This is a genomic window from Desulforamulus ruminis DSM 2154 (assembly GCF_000215085.1).
In the GTDB taxonomy this organism is placed as follows: domain Bacteria; phylum Bacillota; class Desulfotomaculia; order Desulfotomaculales; family Desulfotomaculaceae; genus Desulfotomaculum; species Desulfotomaculum ruminis.
Window position 1 is genome coordinate 875,192 of the sequence record NC_015589.1, and the last position, 21,232, is coordinate 896,423.

Consider the following 21,232-nt stretch of genomic DNA (forward strand, 5'->3'; position numbering starts at 1 on the left):
GAAATAATGGTTATGTTTTTCGCAAAGAACAATGATTACCATTACCTTTATTCATTTTTCTACCATGCAATCTAACATATGGAATATTTCCGGTAATTAGATAAAAACGGCGTTTGTCAAAAGATTGAAAAAACGTCGTTTTTGTCAATAGAGGACTTTGTGTTTTAGAATAAAATCAGTTTTTGCTGCTGCTCCAAAATGATTCCAATCCTAGGAATCCCTATTATTTGCCGGCCACAATCTCAAATACAATTAAAAAGCGTTCTATATCTGTGCCGGAATTAATGCTGATTTTCTCCCGCTCCGTCTTCCGGAAAACACGTTAACAAAATAATGTGCTTTCAAGTCTGCGCACGTTTTTTCGTTCTCCAAAGTTAAAAGTTTCCATGGTTGCACAATATTTATCTACCATAGAGATAACATAGGTTTCCCTATACTTCGGCAGTTTAATTGTCAGAGGCCACATGTGTTTGAGAATAATATCCTGTTCCAGTTGGTTTAAAAAAAATGTTGCTTTGCATTCTGCAAAGCGATACGGGGATGCGCAAAGCCATGCAGGCCTCGATGTGGCGTTGCAACATGCCAGTCGTATAGGAAAAAATCGTGCAGGAACCCGCCCCTGGCCGCAGATCGGTAGTCAAGGTTTATTTTCCTGCATATAAGGTAACTGTTGTAGGATACATAAAGGCTATGCTGTAAACAATCAATGTTTCCGTGATGAATATAATTTTTCATCGATCTGACCATTGGATGGTCAATCAAGTCGCTTATACAGCCAATGTATTCAGCATCAACAGAAGAATCCGGTTCTAGTTTTAATTTGGATATAATCCAGCCGATCATGATACTCTCCTTTTAATTTAATAAGCTTTCCGCCAAATATAAGGATTCGAGAGAGTCATCCCTGCTGGAACCGAGTATGATTTGAATGGAGGTTCCGAACAAAGCGCCCAATATTAATTTGGATACACTCTGAGCAGAATATCCCGGATACCGATTGGCGGTTTCTGTGTCAGTCAAAAGATTTCTTTCGATCAGTTCCGCTAAGCGGTGAAAAAGGTTATCCAGGTGTTCTCTGAAGGATGGAATCCACAACGCCTGGGCGGTAAAATCGATAAATAACTTAAGCAGCTTGGGATTATCTCTCAGCAAATCCTTAAAAAATTCAATGAGGGAGGCTAATTTTTGCTTTGTGTCTGCGGCAGTTTCCAGCTTTTTCTCAATTTCTCTTAAATATTGCAGCATCATCAGATGGATCACTTCAAGAAACAGTGTTTCCTTATTGCGATAGTAGTAGGTTAATTGGCTCAACGCTACTCCGGCCTCATCGGCGATGTTGCGCATGGATACATTTGCATATCCCCTTGCAGAAAGGCATTCAAAGGCTGTATGCAGGATTTTTTCCGATGGGCTCATTTTGTTGGTCTTTCTTCCCATAGTGCACCTCTATCAAAATAATTCGTACGTACGTCCTAATTTTATCACTGTGCTTTGCTTTTGTCAAGCTACAAGGCCTTTGCACGTCTCAAAATATCATAGTCACTACGTCTGTCATTTTTTATCATAAATAACTCAAAATTGTTTTACCTTATATAAAAACGTAAAAAGGCGTAAATTTTAATAAAAAAGTCCCCATCTTATATTTTAGAAGAGAGAGTACAATTGCACCATCAGATAGGCAAATTTTCTGCGGTCAACATTGAATCAATATTAGCGTGATAAATGTCTAATGACGGTAATATTGATTCGATTTCACATTGCTCCCTATTAGGACAAAGCAGTTTTCCGCTTGACGTCAAAACGCCACGGGAGAAGCAATATAGGCCGCGTCTCCAAATACCGCCCTGCGCTCTTTTGGCAGCTTCGTCTCCGCGGGGCGGCACAGCGGTAAAAGACTTCCTTGGAGGCCCACTGCCTTGCGCATCTAAAATACTTTGCAGTCCTTTTAAAAACACACCGGCGGGCCGCACCGGTGTGTACATATTTAAGTTATTCGATTGTAATTTTGACGAAATTATCGGGTTTTACCACTTTAGGAACCGTAATGGTCAGCAGTCCCTCCTCAAGCTTCGCTTTAATACCCTCGGAATCCGAATCCCTTAAGAATATATTGCGGGTCATCGAGGAAAGCCGTCTTTCTCTATGGATATAATTCTTATACTTTTTATCGACGTTTTCCTTTTTGCTAACCGTAATATTGAGCCTTCCCTCGTTCAGTGAGACGTCCACTTCTTCCTTCTTAACTCCGGGCAGCTCCGCCTCGACAATATATTCTTTCTCATTTTCCTGTACATCAATTTTAAAAGTGTCACCGGCAAGGCTTCTTGTAAACGGCCAGGCGTCTGCAAAAAAGTCGTCAAGCATGTTTTGGAAGCCTTCAAAGCCGGTACTAAGTAGACTGTTTTCCCTTTTGTTAAAAGGAACTAATCCTGCCATGATCAACAACTTTCTTACATTATATTTTATATATTAACGCTTGGCCCAATCAGCGTTAATAACCAAGCAATTTTAAAAGATAATAGGCGTGCGATTTGCCGTAGCTCGGGGCCAGCGCAGGACTTCGACCGTCGGCAGCTCGCGCGGTGTACGGTTGGTATTGGAAAGCATGCGAGGCAACCGCGCGGCGGTATAGACCCGCGTTACCGGAAACATCGCCAGAATACACCTGGACGGAAAGCATTTATAGAACAGGGGAAAAGCATTCCCGTGTTTTTTCCATAAATTTCAGTGCCATAAAGCCTACCATGAAACTGATCAATCAAGTCCAGTAATGTTTTCCCCTGGAATTTTCCCATCGGCGACATGTACTGGTTTAAATTTCAATGATACGGCACCCCACGGTTCTCCTTTCTCTGATTGAACATAAGCCCGGGACTTGGAAAACTCTTTGTTAGCACTCTCCATAATCGAGTGCTAACGATTATTATAATATTTATTTTTAATGGTATTTCAAGTAGCAAAAAAGAGGAAGGAAGAAGAGATTTTCGTTTTTATCGGAATTAAATCTGGAATACCTGAATGAATCATTTATTTTCGTTAAATTTCTTGGTTTTAAATGAATTATCAGGCATGTGGCTGTTTTGTTTTTCCAAATAATGTTTGATCACATACGGCTCATAAGCGTATCCCCATGCCAGGGACAATTTGAAAGGCCAGCCTGTTGAAGCTATCTAGCCGTGATAGGATTATTGCGCTTCACCGACCGGAGAAATCAACGACTGTGCGTAGGATGCCGTTTTGACCCCAGGAGATTCTGCTGGTTGGACGCTGACCCCTGGAACCCCGCGATGGGGTTGCGCGGTAGCCGAAGTTAATATTCACTTAGAAAATAAAAAAACCGGTAGGGAGATTATCCCTAGCGGTTTTTTTATTATGGTGCGCCTGACAGGAATCGAACCTGTGCACCCGGCTCCGGAGGCCGGCGCTCTATCCCCTGAGCTACAGGCGCAAACTTACTACGCTATTAAATTATAGCAGCATTTTTGCAAATTGCAAGGGAAGAGCGTAAAAACTTATGAACAAGTAGGTGTTTTCACGGGTTGCGCCGCAATTCAACGGGAACCTATAATTTTAAAAAACATTTATATTATAAATCGTATGGTTAAGCAAATGTAAGCGGAAAAAAGGGTTTTTTAAGGTAAGTCCAAACCCAAAGAAAGACCTTGATAATATGAATATTTCATACTAATTGACTGTCTAGCATTTAGCAATTATAATAAAAAATGAATTAATTCATATTTGATTATATTCATAATTAATCAGGAGGGATACGATGTCTGCTTCTTCTGACAAGGCTGTAGCATTAATGAAAAGTGGGTTTTTATGTAGTCAGTCTGTATTTTCTACCCTGGGTGAAGAACTTGGCTTAGAACCGAAATTGGCCTTAAAGATGACTACCGGTTTAGGTGCCGGAATAGCAGGTCAAGGGGATATTTGCGGGGCTGTTAGTGGGGCAATTTTGGCTATCGGATTAAAACATGGAAATCATGAGGGGCGTTCCGGCATGGATGGTCAACATAAAACCTTCTTTCTTACCCAGGAGCTAATCCATAGAATTAAAATAAAGCATGGCTGCTACACCTGCAAAGAACTTACGGGTATTGATTTTACAAAACCGGAAGGTATGAAACGGGCCCAAGAGTTAGGAATAGGTGAAAAAGTATGTTTCCATGTAATTAGGGATGCTGTAGAGATCGTAAAAGAAATTTGGTAAACACATTGATTTCCTTGATATTATAGAGCAAGCTTAAAAACTTTATTAAAATCTGTCCTCTGGGGCATCAAAGTTAAGAGATATGGCGTCATGTCGTTGACTCTACAGACCACCAGATTTCCGGTTTGTCAATTTCACTGATCTTTGCCGGCTCTTTTCCTGCCATAAGATCGGGCAGCAGGTCTTTCACTTCAGAGACCAACCTGGCGATTTGAGGATAAGCCTTTAAGGTTCCCTTTACCACAATGGGACGCCCAAAACCAACCCAGCCCAGACGTCGGGAAGAAAAACCGCCAATTTTCATTAGAAGATTAATGGTTCCCAGGGTACTAATCAGGAGGAGTTGCCGGGGGTTGCCTCCTTGAATCCTGTGCATATCCCGCAGGGACGGTACAACAATAGGGCTGGCATACTGACAGCTAAGGGTATAAACAGGGTTTCCGTAGTTGTCTGTGCCGGCAAAAAGAATCCTTCCATAATCATCCTTGGTGGTATTATCAAATTTCTTCATTTTAAACAGGTCTGCTGATGAGGGAACTCTGTCAACAGGAAGAATATCAAGGTGGATCCCTGCGGCCACTTGTACCGAGTGGGCTCCACCGACGTCATAATATATGATGATCATAGCCGTTTTCACCTTATTAGGAGTTAAAATTTCTCTTTTAAAGAGTGTCCTTATACTGTTTTTTTATGCCCCAATCGTTTAACGTAATAGTAAATGCATTTCGAAGGCAGTGTCAAAGAATTTAAGGAGAAATAAAAAAGGGATGAATAATCATCCCAATTCTTAAAGAATTTTAGCTAGCGAGACTAATTGCTCAGTGACTGAGGTATTTTCTTCAATTGCTGCCGAGATTTCTTGGCTGGCAGCGGCTTGATTCTCACCAATTTGTTCAGTTTTTTCTATGTGCTTGGCTATTTGTTCAATATGATTGGATATAAGTTTTAGGGTTCCGGCAATTTCCTTAGTGGAGGAGGCGGTTCTATCCGAAAGTTTTCTGATTTCCTGAGCCACCACCGTAAAGCCTTTGCCGAGTTCTCCGGCCCGGGCGGCTTCAATAGCAGCGTTTAGACCTAGAAGTTTTGTTTGAGATGCTACACCATTAATGAGGCTAAGGATTTCGTCCGTGTGCTTCAAATCTTCCTTTGCTTTCTGTGAAAGGGTAATTAAATCTTTTTGGGATGAATTTAATTCATCGGCAGATGAAGCTAATCCTTGAGAGCTTGCCGCAATTTGCTGAAATGAAGCCGCCAGTTGTTCCGCTATCATCGTAAGCTCTTGCTGGGAAGACATATCAATACCCAGATTAAAGGTTCCAATGGTCTTACCTTCACCATCCTTAATGGGCATAACAATTCCCTTGAATGGAACTCCATAAGCCTCTTTTGGTATTTCTCCTTCAAACTTTTGCCCCGTTTTAAAGGCTTGGTGAATAACGAAATCATCCTCAGGAATAAGGGCGCCGGTTTTAGCTCCAACATCAACTTTTCTTCCAGGATAATAGGCAACAAACTTTACGCCATCTGTGACTGCCACCATACAGTCTAGGGGCAGCATCTCCCGAAGGTATTGTCCTGTATATGCTAAGGCTTTTAGTATTTCATCTCTAGTTTCATACATTTTGCAAGCACCTCGATGATATGATCATTTTTTATATCTTTCGACAACGAAAGGGCCAGTCTTTTAGAAACGAGTAACATGGATTAAAACTAACGCTATTGGTGAAGCTTCCAGGTATCATGTTGGCTGGATCGTTATATCACGATATTTATTATCGCTTCAATGACATGCTGTCGGTTTCTGAATTCCTAACAAGTCCTCTATTCGATCGTTTATATAATTGTATGAATCATAAACACCTTGGTTATAGAATTCAGGCGCTAATTTTTCTAAAAAGAAATCTAAGATAAGTCCTGAGGCCAAATCTCCTAAATCTTCATCTCTTTCTTTCAAAAAATAGGTTTGAATTTCAGAAATCATATATTGTCTCTTTTCTTTGTCCAGTTTAATGATCTGGCTCATTTTTGTATGCACCTCTTTGTAATTGTATCTTACATCAATAGCCAATGTTAACATATATTATAAACAAGGGACAATTATAAAGAATAAAATTATTTACGCACAAGCAATGCTAAAAGTAAAATATAAAAACCCCTTAAAGGGTTTTTATATGTAAAAAGTATTTTTGAAAAATTTATTTTTGCATGGCTGCGGCCTGACTTTCTTCCCATAACATTTCCATGACATCTTTTTTAATGGTGGAAAATTGGGCCGATAAGGTTGAACGATGGTCCCGGGGACGAGGAATGTCGATTTTAATTTTAGCCCGGATGCGGCCGGGACGCCGGGACATGACATAAAGATTATCTGCCAATAATATGGCTTCATCGATGTCGTGGGTAATAAACAATATGGTTGTCCGTTCCTTTTCCCAGACGGAAAGCAGCAGTTCCTGCATAACTAATCTGGTTTGAGCGTCCAAGGCGCCGAAGGGTTCGTCCATTAACAGCATTTCCGGTTTATTGGCCAGAGCCCTGGCAATGGCCACGCGCTGTTTCATTCCTCCGGAAAGAGCTTTCGGCAGTGTCTTTTCGAAGCCCCTCAGCCCCACCAACTCCAGGTAATGATGGGCTATTTCCCGGCGTTCCCGGTCAGGAACGCCTTTAATCTTTAAGCCGAACTCTACATTTTCTTGCACCGAAAGCCAGGGAAAGAGTGTATAGGATTGAAATACCATCCCCCGGTCGGACCCTGGACCACAGATTTCTTGACCATTCATGACTGCAGAACCGGTTGTGGATTTTTCCAGCCCGGCTACAATATTTAACAGGGTGGATTTACCGCAGCCGCTGGGGCCTACAATTACGGCCAGTTCGTTGCTGGCAAGGGTCAGATTGATATCTTGAAGGGCTTCCACGGACTGGTTGCCGATATTGAAGACCTTGGCTAATTGATTCAATACCAGTTTATTCATGTCTTGCACCCACCTTTTCACTCCAGGGCACCATCACTCTGGTTAACCACTTGAAAAAGTAATCTGTGGCTAAACCCAGAAGTCCAATAATAATCAGGCCGGCAAAAATACGGTCAAGGGCAAGGAAACGCTGGGATTTTAAGATTAGATAGCCCAGACCGGAATTGGCGGCAACCAACTCCGCCACCACCAAATAGGTCCAAGCCCAGCCAATAGTAATCCGCAGGCTGTCCATGATGCCCGGCAGGGCTGCGGGCATTAATACCAGGCGGTAAATTTGCCATTGGCTGGCTCCCAAGGTGGCGGCTGCCCGGAGTAAATTGCGGGATACATTGGCCACTACGTCACTAACCATTAGCACCAGTTGAAAGAAGGTGCCCAGAAAAATAATGACAAACTTTTGGATGTCCCCGATACCAAAATAAAGAAGGGTTAAGGGAACCAGAGCTACTACCGGCAGGTAGCGGGCAAAGTCAATCACCGGTTCCAAGAGGGCCTCTGCTTTTTTTAATGTGGCAATCATCATGCCCATAGGTACCGCTACCAGGACCGCCAGTATCCAGCCCACCAGAACCCGGTATAAACTGACGGCGGTATAGGAAATTAAAATACCTTCTTGCTGCATGTCCATAAAGGCCTGGATGACAGCGCCGGGCGTGGGTAGAAAAATTTTGTTATCCACAGCCCCGCTGTAAGAAAGGCCGCACCAAGCCGCTAAGATCAACGAGAAAGAAAAAAGTGTTAATAGGCCGGAGGCATTGTTTTTGTAACGGAGTTTTATTTTATACAGTGGCATTTATTTGGCAGCCTCTTTTACGTAATCCGGGCTAATTAATTCTGCAATCTTTAATTCCTGATCAATAATTCCCTTTTCCTGCCAGAATGCTCCGGCCTGTTCTGCCACTGTAAAGATATTATTTTCAGCCTTTTGATCAAAGAAGGCAAGATTCTCCTCTTGACCAAAGAAGGACACGCCCTGGGCCATTTCAGCAATTTCTTCCTTTTTTAATCCCAGGGCCTTAGCCATAATCTCATTGCCCTGATCCGGATTCTGGCGGTAGAATTGGATGGCCTCAAACCAGGCTTTGGTTAGGCCCACTACGGCTTCAGGGTGTTCCTTAACAAAATCCTGCCGGAGCGTAATGACGTCCACAATGGTTTTGGGGAAGTCTTTGCTGCTTACCAGGACATGGCCTCCTTGGCGCTGGGAGGCGTTGGACAGCCAGGGCTCCCAGGATACGGCGGCATCCAGTTTGCCTGCCACAAAAGCCGCGCCGGCATCTCCGGCCCCCATCTCCTGAACGGTAACATCCGATTCATTTAAACCGTATTTTTTCAATACCGTGAGAAAGAAGAAGTAAGAGGTGGAGGATTTATCCAGTCCAATGGTTGCTCCTTTTAAATCATCCACTTTGCTAATTTCTTTTTTGGCAATGATGCCGTCGCCTCCACTGGATTCGTCCATGGCCAGAACAAAGGTTTCAGGCGTTCCCTTGGCATAGTGAATTACTTCCCGGTCCAAAACATTGCATAAGGCCTGAATTTGACCGGAAGCCAGGGCGCCGGCATATTGGGATTCATCTTCAATAATCTGAAGTTCCGGTGCAATATTATATTTTTTAAAGAAACCCTGATCCTGGGCGATGTATAAAGGACCGTAGCCGATCCAGGTGGCATGGGCCATTTTAAATTTCACCGGTTCGGCGCCGCCGGTGTTGGTATCACCGGTGTTCTTACTGTCTCCGCCGCCACAACCCGTAACCACTGACACAAGGAGCATCAGCAACAGCGTGAATGCTACAAACGATTTTTTATACATGTTCGTCTCTCCCCTCAGAAATATAATACTTTTTTTCGACATTTATCTTGTTAACACCTGCCTATGCTAATGTTTTAATTTATTAAAGTTATAAAAGACAAAAATAACTACAAAGTAGATTATTAAACCTGAAATGTGGGGAAAGAACAGAAGTTTGCAAGGAATAGCAGATAATAATAATTTAACCGGAAATAACATTGCAGGCTTGATTTTTGTTTGTTTGACAGTATTTATGGGATGTTTTACAATGAAGTCATTCCATTTATGTTAATTAAATATTAAAAGATGATTAAGTATTTTTTTAGATTTAATTAGTTCAATTTTTCACTTTTTATAAGCATGAGCAGAAAGAGGGTGAGGAGATGTCGTGGCAATCCGTTGTTTTAAATATGATTGGTGGTATGGGACTATTATTATATGGAATGTATGTGCTTAGCGAGGGTTTACAAAAAGTTGCCGGAAAAAAACTCCGGGAAGCCTTGAGCCGTCTGACCAATAATCGCATGGTGGCCATGGGGCTGGGAGCCTTTTTAACGGTTTTATTTCAAAGCAGTACCGCCACCACGGTGATTTTGGTGGGTTTGACCAGCGCCTCCATTATTAGCTTAAGGCAAACTCTGGCGGTAATCCTGGGAGCGGATATCGGCACAACCATCACTGCTCAACTAATTGCATTAAAAGTAACGGAAATCGCCCTGCCCATCGTAGGAATTGGAGCAACCATTATCTTCTTTAGTAAAAAGAATAAATACAAGCGCATTGGTCAGGTGCTTATCGGTTTTGGCTTGTTGTTCTTTGGACTTAAACTGATGTCCGATACCATGTATCCCTTAAGGAATGACCCCATGTTTGGCAAAATGCTGTTCCAAATGAGTGACAATCCCCTGCTGGCCATGGCAGTGGCAGCGGTTTTCACTTTTCTGGTGCACAGCAGTGCGGCCACCATCGGGATTATTATGTTATTGGCCATGCAGAATATGATTGCCCTGGAACCGGCCATTTATATGTTGTTTGGCGCCAATGTGGGTACCGCGTTTACCGCCATATTATCCAGCCTCGGGTCATCCAGGGAATCCCAGCGTGTAGCTACCGCACACCTGCTGTTTAAAGTGGTGGGCGTAATCCTGTTCCTGCCCTTTGTGGGACCGCTGAGCAGTTTAATGGCGCAAATTACCTCTTCACCGGGTTTCCAGGTGGCCAACGTTCACACTCTTTTTAATATTGTTATTGCCTTATTGTTTGTCCCCTTTGTAGCGCATTTTGCCCGGTTATTGGAGATCATTGTACCGGAGAAGAAGGATCCGGTTAACGATATTTGCCCCAAATACCTGGATGAAAGCTTATTTGCCAGTCCGGAATTAGCCATCGGGATGGCTACCAAGGAAATTATGCATGTTTCCGATCATGTAACAGATATGGCAAAGCAGACCTATCCACTGCTTATAAACTATGACTCCGACATGGCGGATCAATTAAGGCAGAAGGAAAATCATATTGATGTGCTGACCAATGCCACCAACAAATATTTAACCCATCTTTTAAGGCAGACATTAACCAAAGATGAATTTAACCGGGCCATGGGACTGGTGCATATTGTCCGGGAATACGAGTATATGGGCGATATCCTGGAAAAGAACATTTTGTACAAAGCCGAGAGCAAATATGTCAATAATCTGGAGTTTTCCTCAGACGGACAAAAAGAGATTACCACCATGCATAATAAGGTCACCAGTTTGCTGCACGTGGTGAATACCGCCTTTGCCACCAACAGTTGTATGATGGCGGAGAAGGCAAAGACGCTGCAGGAGGAAATCGTAGACCTGGAGTTCCGGCTGCGCATGAGCCATATTGCCCGGTTGCAAAGGGGCGCCCAGGAAACCGAGAACACCACCTTTATTCATATGGATGTGATTAACTCTTACTTGAGAATGAGTGAGCATATGAAAAATATTGCTCTGGCCCTTACCGACGAAATTTCCTGTACCTGGCACGATGAGGCGCAGATTCTTACGTCACCCAATGACCTGTGGGAAGGAAATGGACATAAGCAGGCGCAATAAGAGAAATAACCTCCCGTTTCCGGGGAGGTTATTTTTTATATTAACAATTTTAATGGTAAAATAGTAATATTGGGAAAAAAGCAAGTACCGAAGTGGGGGCGGTCTTATTAAAAAGCTGGGTGGGTTAAGAAATACGGAATTATTTAGTGGTGTTCAGTTGGAGAAACTGAAGGAATATCAGGATTTCTTTACGGAATACTCTTTTACCCGCAAGGAAATGGTATTTTTCCCAGGAAAGTTCCCCAGTTCCATTCTTTTAATATTGAAAGGAAAGGTTCGGGTTTACTTAAGTTACCCTCATGGCAAGGAATTTACCTTAACCATTCTTTCGCCGGGAGATGTCTACAGCGGTCATACCCGCACCTTCGGACAGGCATTGGAACCTGTAAGCATGGCCTCCATTCCCATGGAGGTTTTTAAGGAGATGCTGCAAAAGATGCCCAATCTGGTTTTTGGCCTGGTGGGAGTGCTGGGGGATGCTCTGCGAGGGTCCATGGATGTCATCGAAAGCCTGGTTTTTGAAGAAGCGGATGTCCGTTTGATTTCTCTTTTGCTGGAATGGGCCCGGCATAACGGAAAGCCTGTACCAAGGGGCGTTGAGATTAAACTGGATTTTACCAGGGAGGAAATTGCCAGCATGATTGGCAGTAGCCGCCAGACCCTGAACAATTTATTCAGGAATTTAATGAACGAGCAGTTGATCGAAGTGCAAAATAAAAGTATCCTTATCAAGGATTTAGATAGAATGCGGCATATTCTTAGGGAAAGAAAAGGAGAATGAGTATTTAAAAAATTCGAAATATTGTAAAGTATTTTACAGAAATCCCCCCGGCAATCCTTTAGGATTAAATTAAAAACAACGGGGGGATTTATGATGAAAGATTTACCCGATGTAAAAGATCTGTCGCTGGATACCGGGGTTCAGGAACTGCTGGTCAAGGCAAGGAATGAAGGCATTGCAACTGCTTTTGACCGGGCGGTAAAAATGAGCCAGTGTGGCTTTGGTTCTGCCGGAGTTTGCTGTAAGCAGTGCCTGGAGGGACCCTGCCGCATCGCTCCCAACGGAAAAGGGCCTCGAGCCGGGGTTTGCGGCGCCAATGTGGATACCATCGTGGCCAGGAATTTTTTAAATACCGTTACCCAGGGGACGGCCAGCCACGCTGAACACGCCCGGGAGGTTGCCCATGCGATTTTAGAGGCGGTGGAAGGGAAGGCCCCCTATACCATTCAGGATACCGGAAAATTAAAAGCTTTAGCCCAGGGGCTGGGTATCACCGTGGAAGGCAAAGGGATCAACCAATTGGCCAAAGAGGTGGCTCATAAGGCTCTGGAGGATTTCCAAAAACAGCAGGGTCCCCTTCACTGGCTAAAGCTAAAGGGACAGACCAAAGAGGTGGAGAATTGGGAAAAACTAGGACTGCTACCGGTGAATGCGCACCTGGAAGTGGCCAAGTCCATGGCCAGACAGGTTATGGGGGGCGATGCGGACCCGGCCAATCTGCTGCTGGGCGCCATTACCATGAGTCTGGTGGATGGATTTGCGGGTTTGCACATGTCCACCGATCTCCAGGATGTCTTATTGGGTACCCCCAAGGCGGTTAAAGCCCAATATCGTTTGGGTGTAATCAAGGAAGAGATGGTGAACATTTCAGTGCACGGCCACATTCCCCTGCTGGCGGAAAAAGTAGTGGAATGGGCGGGGAAATTAAAGGAAGAGGCCCGGAAAGTAGGGGCCGAAGGAATTAATGTGGTGGGCGTGTGCTGCAGCGGCAATGAAATACTGATGCGCAAGGGAGTCAATGTGGCCACCAACTATGCCAGCCAGGAGCTGCCCATTGTGACCGGGGCGCTGGAGGCCATGGTGGTGGATATTCAATGCATTATGCCCGGGCTGCAAACGGTGGCCAGTTGCTATCATACCGAAATCATTACCACCTTACCCTATGCTAAAATTTCCGGTGCCAGCCATGTGGAGTTTAGCGCCGAGCGGGCGGATGAAGCGGCCCGTGAGATTGTGATGAGAGCTGTGGCCAACTTTAAGAAACGAGATCCGAGAAAAATAGCCATACCCAATGAAGTAACCGAGGCTTACGCCGGCTTTTCGGTGGAACAGATTGTTGAAGCTTTGAAAGCCGTTAATCCGGACGATCCTCTGAAGCCGCTGGTGGATGCCATTGCCGGGGGACAAATCCTGGGGGCAGTGGCCATCGTAGGCTGTACCAATCCAAGAAAGAAGCAGGATTATGACAATTTAACGCTGGCCATGGAACTAATTAAGAATAATGTTCTGGTGGTGGCTACGGGATGTTCGGCTCACAGTCTGGGGAAATTCGGACTTTTGTCGCCGGAGGGATTAAAATATTGCGGCGAGGAATTACGCAGCGTTTTGACGGCCATCGGTCAGGCCAACGGATTGCCCGCCCTGCCCCCGGCTCTGCATATGGGAAGCTGTGTGGATAATTCAAGGGTGGCGGATCTTTTGACCGCTCTGGCCGATTACCTGGGAGTGGGCATAAAGGATTTGCCGGCAGCCGGTTCCTGTCCCGAAACCCACCATCCAAAAGCCATCGCCATTGGTACCTACTTTATTGCCAATGGTGTGGATGTCCATGTGGGCGTGAATCCTCAGGTCAGCGGTTCGGAACTGGTAGTCAACGTTCTTACCGCAAATAAAGAAGACTTTCCCGTAACTACGGACGGGTTGTTTGGGGGTAAACTAATTTATGAGGAAGACCCCGTTAAAGCAGCCGCACTGATTATTGAGCGAATTAAGCAGAAGCGGAAAGCGCTGGGACTAAATTAAACCCTGAGGGGGTAAGCGAATGACTTTTCATAACGGCATAAAAATCGCTGTTTCCGGTAAGGGTGGCGTGGGCAAAACGACTTTATCGGCTATGTTATGTCACTTGTATGCCGGAGAGGGCAAAAGGGTGCTGGCGGTGGATGCGGACCCGGATGCCAATCTGGGGATGGCCTTGGGATTTACGCCTCAGGAATTGGAACAGGGAACAACCATCGCCCAGGACCGGAAATTGATTAAAGAGCGAACCGGCGCCGAACCCGGCTCCAGCGGACAGTGGTTTAGCCTAAATCCTAAAGTGGATGATATTCCACAAAAATACGTTTTACAAAAATCCGGCGTTAAGCTGCTTCAGTTGGGCGTAACCTCCACCGGGGGAAGCGGTTGCTATTGCCCCGAGAATAGCTTTATCAAACATCTGCTCAATCATCTGGTATTGGAAGAAAAGGATACCGTGATTGTTGATATGGAAGCCGGACTGGAACACATGAGCCGGGGAACCGCCAGGAGTGTAGATGCTTTTCTGGTGGTGGTGGAACCGGGACAGAGAAGCTTCCAGACCGCCAGGGCAACGGTAAAACTGGCCCGGGATCTAGGGGTTGAAAGGGTCTTTGCCGTAGTAAATAAAGTGCGGGAAGGCCAGGAGCAGGCCATTAAGGAAGCCCTGGATTTTATGCCCCTTTTGGGCATGCTTCCCTACCAGCCGGAAGCGGTTCTGGCGGATTTATACGGCAAGACTGTTTTTGAGACCTGCCCCTCCCTGGTAGCAAGGGGAAAGGAAATTAAGGAGCGGCTGGAGCAGCAACTGCAACACGCTTAATAAAAGGCGTAAAGGCGCACAATAAGTGCGTCTTTGCTTTTGCAAAGTTTTATTTGGAAAGCTTTCTGTTTTTTTGCCATAATAGAATTACCAAATCATTTTAAGGAGGTATTGGCATGGAAGTCCTTGAAGCCATCCAGGCACGCCGAAGTATAAGAAAGTTTAAAAGCGAGGCACTATCCGACGACCTGATTAGGGAACTGCTGGAGGCGGGGAGACTGGCCCCTTCGGGAATGAATATTCAACCCTGGCGTTTTGTGGTGGTTAAAAGTCCCGAAGCAAGGGAGAAATTACGTTCAGCCACCCCGCTGGCCTTTGTGGCCCAGGCACCGGTGGTTCTAGCCGTGTGTGTGGATAAACAATCTTTTTCCCAGGTGGGGGACCGGGCCAGGGAATTACAGGAGGCAGGGAGTCTGGGTAAATCCTTTAATGCGGAGGAGTATGCCCAAAGGCGCAATCGGGACCCTCAGGCAGCCTTGTCCTATCTGGTATTAAATGCTGCCATCACCATCGATCATATTACTTTGCGGGCTGTGGATCTGGGACTGGGATCCTGCTGGGTGATGATGTTTGATCAGGAGCTGGCGAAACTGGCCTTAGGACTTGAAGATCAATACCATATTGTGGCTTTGCTGCCGGTAGGTTATCCGGACCAGAGCCCGGGTTTAAGGCCCAGACTGCCCCTGGAGAAGCTGGTGCTCAAGGAAGTTTAAGTTTATTAATAAATCATGACCTGTGAAAAAGGATAATTAAAAAAAACCTAGAATAGGAATTGAAAATATTGGTAATTTGTTGCCGGTAGGGAAAGGTGGGTGTGTTAAAATAAACTTGAACAAAAATACACCTGGACCGATTTTATCTGGACCCCATTCTGTTGAACTGGGGGGCAGAAAAATTCCCTATGGCTTGAGGGAGAGCCAAAAGGCAAAAAATCTACAGATTAAAATTACTGAAGGAATCGGGCTGGAAGTTGTTATACCTAAAAATTATCCGCTCTCCCATGTGGAAGTGTTATTAAAAAGCAAAGAAGACTGGATTCTTAACAAAATGGCCGAGGTTTCCGGGGTAGAGCAACGTAGAAAGAAAAAGGCGTTTGAAGATAGGCAACTGGTTTATTTTTTGGGTCAACCCTACCGCCTGGTGGTGGTATTCCAGCAAAGTCCGCCCTCGGTGGAGCTGATGGGAGACAGAATCATTGTTATGCTGCCCCAGCATTATGGTCACAAAGTGAGGGACCTTTTGGAATTATGGTTTAGAACAAAGGCCAAGGAAATCCTCAGTCAGCGGTTAGATATTTTAAAAAGAAAGATGAACGTGGAATATAACCAGTTCTTTATTAAGGACCAGAAAACCCGGTGGGGCAGTTGTTCCGGCCAGGGCAATTTAAATTTTAACTACCGTCTGGTTATGGCTCCTTTAGCCGTTGTTGATTATTTGGTGGCCCATGAACTGGCCCATCTGATAGAAATGAACCACTCCAAAAAATTCTGGGATCTGGTGCAGAGTGTATGTCCCGAATACAAAAAATACCGGCAGTGGCTAAAGGAACATGGCTGGCGGCTGGAATTGTAAAAGCAAAGGAGCGGGCTGTTGGCCTGCTCCTTTGCTTTTACAATTTAACCTCAGCCAAGGGCTTATCATTGACGTCCGTAAGGGATAAGGTGACGGCCTTATAGCGGCCTTGTTCCAATTTATAAGTGGTTTTCAAAAAGGCCAGGGTATCTGCATGGGCGATACCAATAACCCTTTGAATAGTGATAATTTCTTTTACACCGTTCCCGTCATAATCCACCAAACTATATTCGGCAATGGGATCTACCCAGGTGGAAATTTCTTTTAACATATCCTCCAGCCCTTGGTATTCTTCCGCATCCAGGGCAATGGTGGTTTTCAGCCCGGTTTGCCGATCTTCGAAACGAACATAATAGTCACCCAGGTATTTGACCTCGTACCTTTTACCTTCCATATCATCAAAATCAAAGGGATCGTTTACGGAAAAAAGTTGCTGCCAGTCCTTTCCGCCGGTTTTATAAATGGTTAATCCTCTAGCCCCGGCGCTTCCGGTGGACTGGCGGTAAAATAAAACTTCCTTTATATCGTCCCCGTCCACATCCTCAAATTTTACTTCCGCAAAGCCATAAAGGCCCTCTTCCGGGGAGAGTTTAATTTTTTCAATGTCATCCACCACCAGGGACCAGGATTGGGGCATGCCGTTAGGGGATTGTTCACTGTATAAAATAATTTGTTCCGTTTTACCGTCGCTGCCGAGTGTTTCCCTGGTGGACTGTAGAATTTGCATGTTGGCAGTGGCCTGAAATTTTTCCAGCCCGGTTGACTCTGCTTCCTTTTTTTGAAGGGTTGTTTTATTGGCAGCACACCCGCTTAAAAGGGAGATGAATAGAATAAAAGCAATTAGGGATGCAAGGATTTTCTTCATATTTATGACCATACCTTTCCGCTGCGCTGCAAGGCACAAAAGAGAAATGAAACCGATGCCTCTAACGCAGCTGGTCGTAATTTGTTAGAATGTGCTTGAGGAAACAGGCACACTACAGAGCACGTGGAGGTGAGTGTGCACAGCCGAAGGCTAGACCGTATATTTATGTGTGCCGGGAGCTCTTTCAAGCACAAATGAGTAGGGCTTTGAACCCTGTAAACTTATCTTTGGAGAGACGGACTACTTCAATCTTTCAGTGAGCGCCCAGTCCCTGCTTGTTCCCTTAAATACTGTTTCGAGGGGATGTGTTATGCTCAAAATCGTTTACCCTATCTGCTGTGGGATGTGGATGTCCACAAGTCCTTTCTTGTAGCTTGTATCGCCTCCACCAATGGCCAAGGCGTTACCGCCTATAAGAGCAAACGGTTCTCTACCTTTACAGGGGACCTGCGACGTTGTGCCGTATGGCTTTCCGAAAACGGCTGCTGTGATGTTTGTATGGAATCCACCGGAAAGTATTGGATACCCATTTACAACATACTGGAGCCAACATGCAAAATCGTCCTTGCCCATCCCAAATACGTTAAGGCCATTCGGGGGAAGAAGACCGACAAGAAAGATGCCAAGTGGATTGCCGACATCTTCAAGCACGACTTGGTTTCCGGCAGCTTCATTCCACCTGCCGACATACGCCAGCTCCGGGACTTGGTGCGATACCGCTGGAAGCTCACCAGTTTCACCAGCGGAGAGAAAAACCGGGCGCAGAATTGTCTGACCGTCTCGAACATCAAGCTGGATGATGTATTCTCCGATGTGTTCGGTAAAGCCGCCTCTGCGATTACCTCTCGGCTTTTGGAAAAGCCATCCGAGAAAATGACAGACGTATCCGCTTTTCGTACCAAGGGAATGAAGGCTACCGATGAGCAAGTCCTCGCTGCTGTGGACGGAGAGATGTGCGCTGAGCAAGCTGAAAAGCTACGCATCATCCGTTCCCACATGGACAATCTCGAACGGTGCAAGTTGAATCTGGAATCCCTCATCCTTTCCATTGCTGAAAAGTATCTCCCTCAACTCAACCTTGTCCTGACGGTCCCGGGTATCCAATCCTTTGCCGCCATCGGCATTATCTCGGAAATCGGAGTGGATATGTCCGTGTTCCCCAGCTCCAAGCATTTATGCTCTTGGGCCGGGCTTACGCCGCAGAACAACGAGAGCCCCGCTAAGAAGAAAACCACCAGAATCAACCGGGCTGGGGCTTACATCAAGCCGCTACTCGTACAATGTGCACTCTGTGCGATTCGCGCCAAGCAGAACCCGGAAATCCGGAACCGTTACATTTCTCTAAAAAAGCGCCGCGGTCACAAAAAAGCGATTATCGCTATTGCCAGAATGCTGCTGACTGCCATCTACAACATTTTAAAAAAGAGCGAGCCGTACAACCAGGAACTTTACCACAAAGAGGATAGACCCCCGGTTCACCGCGAAGTTTCTGTTGATCAGGCGATTTTTATCTTGCAGCGACAAGGTTACCTTGTTTCAGTTCCTACACAATAGCCGTTCCCTCTAATTTTTCGCCGCCTTTGGACGCTTAGTTTGTTGCGCCCTTTTTCCGGTGGCTGCTTATACTACAATGTTTCAAACTTCCTCCTAATAAAAATAGGCTATCAAGCATATTTCATCCAATAAGACGGATGCAATTTAAAAGTGTTTCAGGTTTTAAAATAAAATATTTTGCCAAAAAGAGTAAAGATTATGTAAGATTGGTACTGGTTCTTACATTAAATCTATATTAAAATAAGGCTTGTCTATAAAATGTCATATTTGGTCATACTGCAGTGTTTTAAATAGTCAATAACTTAAACAGTTTAAAATGACTAACCCATTGCAGATGCCGAAACAAGCAGGTTAAGTTAAAAGAAAGAAAGGATAGGAAGATGAGAGAAGCAAGTCGAACTCAAACACAGTTTTCCAGCAGAGAAGGTTTTGGTTCTACCTTGGGGGTTATTGCCGCGACCTTGGGATCTGCGGTGGGGTTGGGGAATATTTGGAAATTTCCTACCATTACCGGTCAAAATGGCGGTGCCGCATTTATTCTTATTTATTTATTATGTGTCTGTTTAATTGGATTGCCCGTTATGATTTCCGAATTTGTCATTGGCCGCCGTTCCAATGCCGCAGCAGTAGGGTCCTTTAAAAGATTGGCTCCGTCCACCCCCTGGTTTTTTGCCGGACTTTCCGGTGCAGTGGCTGCTTTTTTGATTATGGCTTTTTATACCTCGGTGGCCGGCTGGGTATATGCTTATATTTTTAAAGCCATTGGCGGGGGGTTAATGACTGCGGATCCAAAGGTATCCGAGCAGGCCTTTAACACCTTTGTCAGCAGTGTTTGGTCCCCTTTAATCTGGCAGTGGATTGTTTTGATTGTAACCGGTGCCGTAATTTTGGCAGGAGTTAAGAACGGCATTGAACGGATGACCAAAACCCTGCTGCCTATTTTGTTTGTTTTATTGCTGATCTGCGATATCCGGGCCCTGACTTTACCCGGAGCCAGTGAAGGACTGGCCTTTCTCTTTAAACCCGACTTTGCCCAAATTACCGGGGCTACGGTTTTAGCGGCCATGGGTCTGGCCTTCTTTAAACTGTCTGTAGGTATGGGTGCCATGATTACTTACGGCAGTTATATTGGCAAAGGGGAAAACCTGATCGGCACCGGGGTAAAGGTTGCCTTGGCCGATACTGTGGTTTCCATGATGGCCGGCATGGCTATTTTCCCGGCGGTCTTTGCCTTTGGTTTTAGTCCTACAGATGGTGCTAAATTGCTCTTTATGACCATTCCCATGGTATTTAATTCCATGCCCTTCGGACAGGTGTTCCTGACGCTTTTCTTTATCTTAAGTTCCATCGCCGCCACCGGTGCCATGATCTCGCTTTTTGAAGTGCCGGTTGCTTACTTGCGTGAGGAAAGAAATTGGTCCAGAAAAAGAGCCACGGTGGTTACCGCCCTGGGGATGGCCCTGATTGGAAGTACGGCTACTCTTTCCAACAGCCTGTTGGCAGATTTCCACCTGTTTGGTAAGACCTTGTTTGATCTTTATGATTATACCAGTTCCAACTTGTTGCTTCCCATTACCGGTCTAGCCATTGCTCTTTTTGCCGGCTGGAAGCTAAGCCGGTGGGATATAGCCGATGAAATATCCAACTCCGGGAGCTTGAATAACAAGAGGCTGATTCAAGGATATTGGTTAGTCGTCCGGTTTGTGGTGCCGGTGGCCATCGTGATTGTGTTGCTGAGCGGCCTGGGTTTGTTTGATTAAACTGTAATATAAGTAAACCCCGCTGTGGCGGGGTTTTACTTATATCTTCATATGATGAATAGAAAATTGCAGGAACCCGGCAGTGGTTCTCTGGGCCCTTTTTAATAAAATTTGAATGGTCTCATCGATGACGGATAGAGGTCTGTTATCCGTCACTTGCGAAAGAAAGTCCGAGGAAAAGGAAGCATTTTTTCTGACCCAGTCCTCCGGGCGGTCTGACAAATGATAAATTCCACCGGAATAAAGGGAGTAATTCTCGTATTGATCTCTGGCCCGATCTTCAAAAAATTTGTGACCTCCTAAAACCTGTCCCCTGGCGTGATGAGGCACGCATAAATCCTGAACGATATGGCAGGCTGCGCCCAGATAAAAAAAGGCTTCCTTATAATAACCCCGCTGCCACTTTTTAAGTGCGCGGTTAAAATATTGCAGGCATTCCGTTGATGCGTCGGGACCGCGCCAAAGGCCGGTTCCCTCCCGCGAATCATAATAATGGCTGATATTTTTAAATCCCCTGTCACACCAGACCGAACCACGATCCATGGCATATAGATAGGAATGAGCGAGCTTTGCTTCTTTGTGAAAACCGTCCTGCTTAAGGATTTCAATGGCCTGCCGGTTGCAAAAATGGTGCGTATCTCTCTGCTGATTGGGGATAACCGCCTGAAAGGGCAGGGTCAGAGCCAACATTACTTTGGCGCAGTTCCATGTAGCATGGGTTAAGGTCATTTAAGCACTCTCCTAGGATGATTGTTTCCAAAATCAGGGGAAAATATGAATAACCTTCTTTTATA

Annotated in this window: 19 protein-coding genes, 1 tRNA gene and 1 pseudogene; 9 read left to right on the forward strand and 12 right to left on the reverse strand. The window is 45.2% G+C overall.

All coding sequences use genetic code 11. The annotated features are described in order from the left end of the window. Nucleotides 1–498: 498 nt before the first annotated feature. The 4 genes from DESRU_RS04320 to DESRU_RS04335 all read right to left on the reverse strand — a co-directional run bounded on the left by DESRU_RS04320 (nucleotide 499) and on the right by DESRU_RS04335 (nucleotide 3,448). On the reverse strand, nucleotides 499–843 hold the full coding sequence (locus DESRU_RS04320; protein WP_333542566.1) for an HD domain-containing protein: 345 nt from the start codon (nucleotides 841–843) through the stop codon (nucleotides 499–501). 12 nt (nucleotides 844–855) lie between these two features. Then, entirely contained in the window at nucleotides 856–1,437 is a 582-nt protein-coding gene (locus DESRU_RS04325; RefSeq protein WP_013840896.1) for a TetR/AcrR family transcriptional regulator, read from the reverse strand. A 552-nt stretch (nucleotides 1,438–1,989) separates the two neighbouring features. Continuing rightward, nucleotides 1,990–2,436, reverse strand: a complete 447-nt coding sequence (locus DESRU_RS04330; protein WP_013840897.1) for an Hsp20/alpha crystallin family protein — start codon at nucleotides 2,434–2,436, stop codon at nucleotides 1,990–1,992. Between the two features lie 937 nt (nucleotides 2,437–3,373). After that, nucleotides 3,374–3,448: transfer RNA gene (locus DESRU_RS04335), tRNA-Arg, on the reverse strand. A 324-nt stretch (nucleotides 3,449–3,772) separates the two neighbouring features. On the opposite strand from DESRU_RS04335, the gene DESRU_RS04340 reads away from it, so the two are divergent. Then, a complete protein-coding gene (locus DESRU_RS04340; RefSeq protein WP_013840898.1) occupies nucleotides 3,773–4,213 on the forward strand; it encodes a C-GCAxxG-C-C family protein in 441 nt (146 codons plus the stop codon). Nucleotides 4,214–4,301: 88 nt separating this feature from the next. Here DESRU_RS04340 and DESRU_RS04345 read toward each other — a convergent pair whose 3' ends face one another. The 6 genes from DESRU_RS04345 to DESRU_RS04370 form a co-directional block, all read right to left on the reverse strand. After that, the gene (locus tag DESRU_RS04345; protein WP_013840899.1) at nucleotides 4,302–4,838 is read right to left on the reverse strand and encodes a DUF3189 family protein; all 537 of its coding nucleotides are present in this window, start codon (nucleotides 4,836–4,838) and stop codon (nucleotides 4,302–4,304) included. Nucleotides 4,839–5,000: 162 nt separating this feature from the next. After that, nucleotides 5,001–5,834 carry a methyl-accepting chemotaxis protein gene (locus DESRU_RS21445; protein WP_013840900.1) on the reverse strand — a complete coding sequence of 278 codons (834 nt, stop codon included), beginning with the start codon at nucleotides 5,832–5,834 and terminating at the stop codon, nucleotides 5,001–5,003. A 159-nt stretch (nucleotides 5,835–5,993) separates the two neighbouring features. Next, nucleotides 5,994–6,236, reverse strand: coding sequence for a DUF2164 domain-containing protein (locus tag DESRU_RS04355; protein ID WP_013840901.1), 243 nt, complete (start codon nucleotides 6,234–6,236; stop codon nucleotides 5,994–5,996). A 172-nt stretch (nucleotides 6,237–6,408) separates the two neighbouring features. Beyond that, nucleotides 6,409–7,188 (reverse strand): ABC transporter ATP-binding protein, encoded by a 780-nt coding sequence (locus DESRU_RS04360; RefSeq protein WP_013840902.1) that lies wholly within the window; start codon nucleotides 7,186–7,188, stop codon nucleotides 6,409–6,411. Further along, the gene (locus tag DESRU_RS04365) at nucleotides 7,181–7,870 is read right to left on the reverse strand and encodes an ABC transporter permease (RefSeq protein WP_238446360.1); all 690 of its coding nucleotides are present in this window, start codon (nucleotides 7,868–7,870) and stop codon (nucleotides 7,181–7,183) included. The genes DESRU_RS04360 and DESRU_RS04365 overlap by 8 nt, the downstream gene beginning before the upstream one ends. A 114-nt stretch (nucleotides 7,871–7,984) precedes the next feature. Continuing rightward, on the reverse strand, nucleotides 7,985–9,007 hold the full coding sequence (locus DESRU_RS04370; protein ID WP_013840904.1) for an ABC transporter substrate-binding protein: 1,023 nt from the start codon (nucleotides 9,005–9,007) through the stop codon (nucleotides 7,985–7,987). A gap of 362 nt (nucleotides 9,008–9,369) precedes the next feature. Here DESRU_RS04370 and DESRU_RS04375 point away from each other — a divergent pair, with 362 nt between their 5' ends. The 6 genes from DESRU_RS04375 to DESRU_RS04400 all read left to right on the forward strand — a co-directional run bounded on the left by DESRU_RS04375 (nucleotide 9,370) and on the right by DESRU_RS04400 (nucleotide 16,259). Then, nucleotides 9,370–11,067, forward strand: a complete 1,698-nt coding sequence (locus DESRU_RS04375; protein WP_013840905.1) for a Na/Pi cotransporter family protein — start codon at nucleotides 9,370–9,372, stop codon at nucleotides 11,065–11,067. 157 nt (nucleotides 11,068–11,224) lie between these two features. Next, a complete protein-coding gene (locus DESRU_RS04380) occupies nucleotides 11,225–11,848 on the forward strand; it encodes a Crp/Fnr family transcriptional regulator (RefSeq protein ID WP_013840906.1) in 624 nt (207 codons plus the stop codon). Nucleotides 11,849–11,938: 90 nt separating this feature from the next. Further along, on the forward strand, nucleotides 11,939–13,870 hold the full coding sequence (cooS, locus tag DESRU_RS04385) for an anaerobic carbon-monoxide dehydrogenase catalytic subunit (protein ID WP_013840907.1): 1,932 nt from the start codon (nucleotides 11,939–11,941) through the stop codon (nucleotides 13,868–13,870). Nucleotides 13,871–13,889: 19 nt separating this feature from the next. Next, entirely contained in the window at nucleotides 13,890–14,687 is a 798-nt protein-coding gene (locus tag DESRU_RS04390; RefSeq protein ID WP_013840908.1) for an ATP-binding protein, read from the forward strand. A gap of 116 nt (nucleotides 14,688–14,803) precedes the next feature. Then, entirely contained in the window at nucleotides 14,804–15,400 is a 597-nt protein-coding gene (locus DESRU_RS04395; protein WP_013840909.1) for a nitroreductase family protein, read from the forward strand. A gap of 115 nt (nucleotides 15,401–15,515) precedes the next feature. Then, complete coding sequence (locus DESRU_RS04400) at nucleotides 15,516–16,259, forward strand: M48 family metallopeptidase (RefSeq protein WP_238446361.1); 744 nt, start codon at nucleotides 15,516–15,518, stop codon at nucleotides 16,257–16,259. A gap of 37 nt (nucleotides 16,260–16,296) precedes the next feature. Here DESRU_RS04400 and DESRU_RS04405 read toward each other — a convergent pair whose 3' ends face one another. After that, on the reverse strand, nucleotides 16,297–17,124 hold the full coding sequence (locus DESRU_RS04405; RefSeq protein WP_143758746.1) for a hypothetical protein: 828 nt from the start codon (nucleotides 17,122–17,124) through the stop codon (nucleotides 16,297–16,299). 310 nt (nucleotides 17,125–17,434) lie between these two features. Between DESRU_RS04405 and DESRU_RS04410 the strand changes: the two are divergent. Further along, nucleotides 17,435–18,678, forward strand: a pseudogene (locus DESRU_RS04410) (IS110 family RNA-guided transposase). Between the two features lie 380 nt (nucleotides 18,679–19,058). Continuing rightward, nucleotides 19,059–20,438, forward strand: coding sequence for a sodium-dependent transporter (locus DESRU_RS04415; RefSeq protein WP_013840913.1), 1,380 nt, complete (start codon nucleotides 19,059–19,061; stop codon nucleotides 20,436–20,438). 39 nt (nucleotides 20,439–20,477) lie between these two features. Here the strand turns inward: DESRU_RS04415 and DESRU_RS04420 are convergent, their stop codons facing one another. Next, a complete protein-coding gene (locus DESRU_RS04420) occupies nucleotides 20,478–21,167 on the reverse strand; it encodes a zinc dependent phospholipase C family protein (RefSeq protein ID WP_013840914.1) in 690 nt (229 codons plus the stop codon). Between the last annotated feature and the right edge of the window lie 65 nt (nucleotides 21,168–21,232).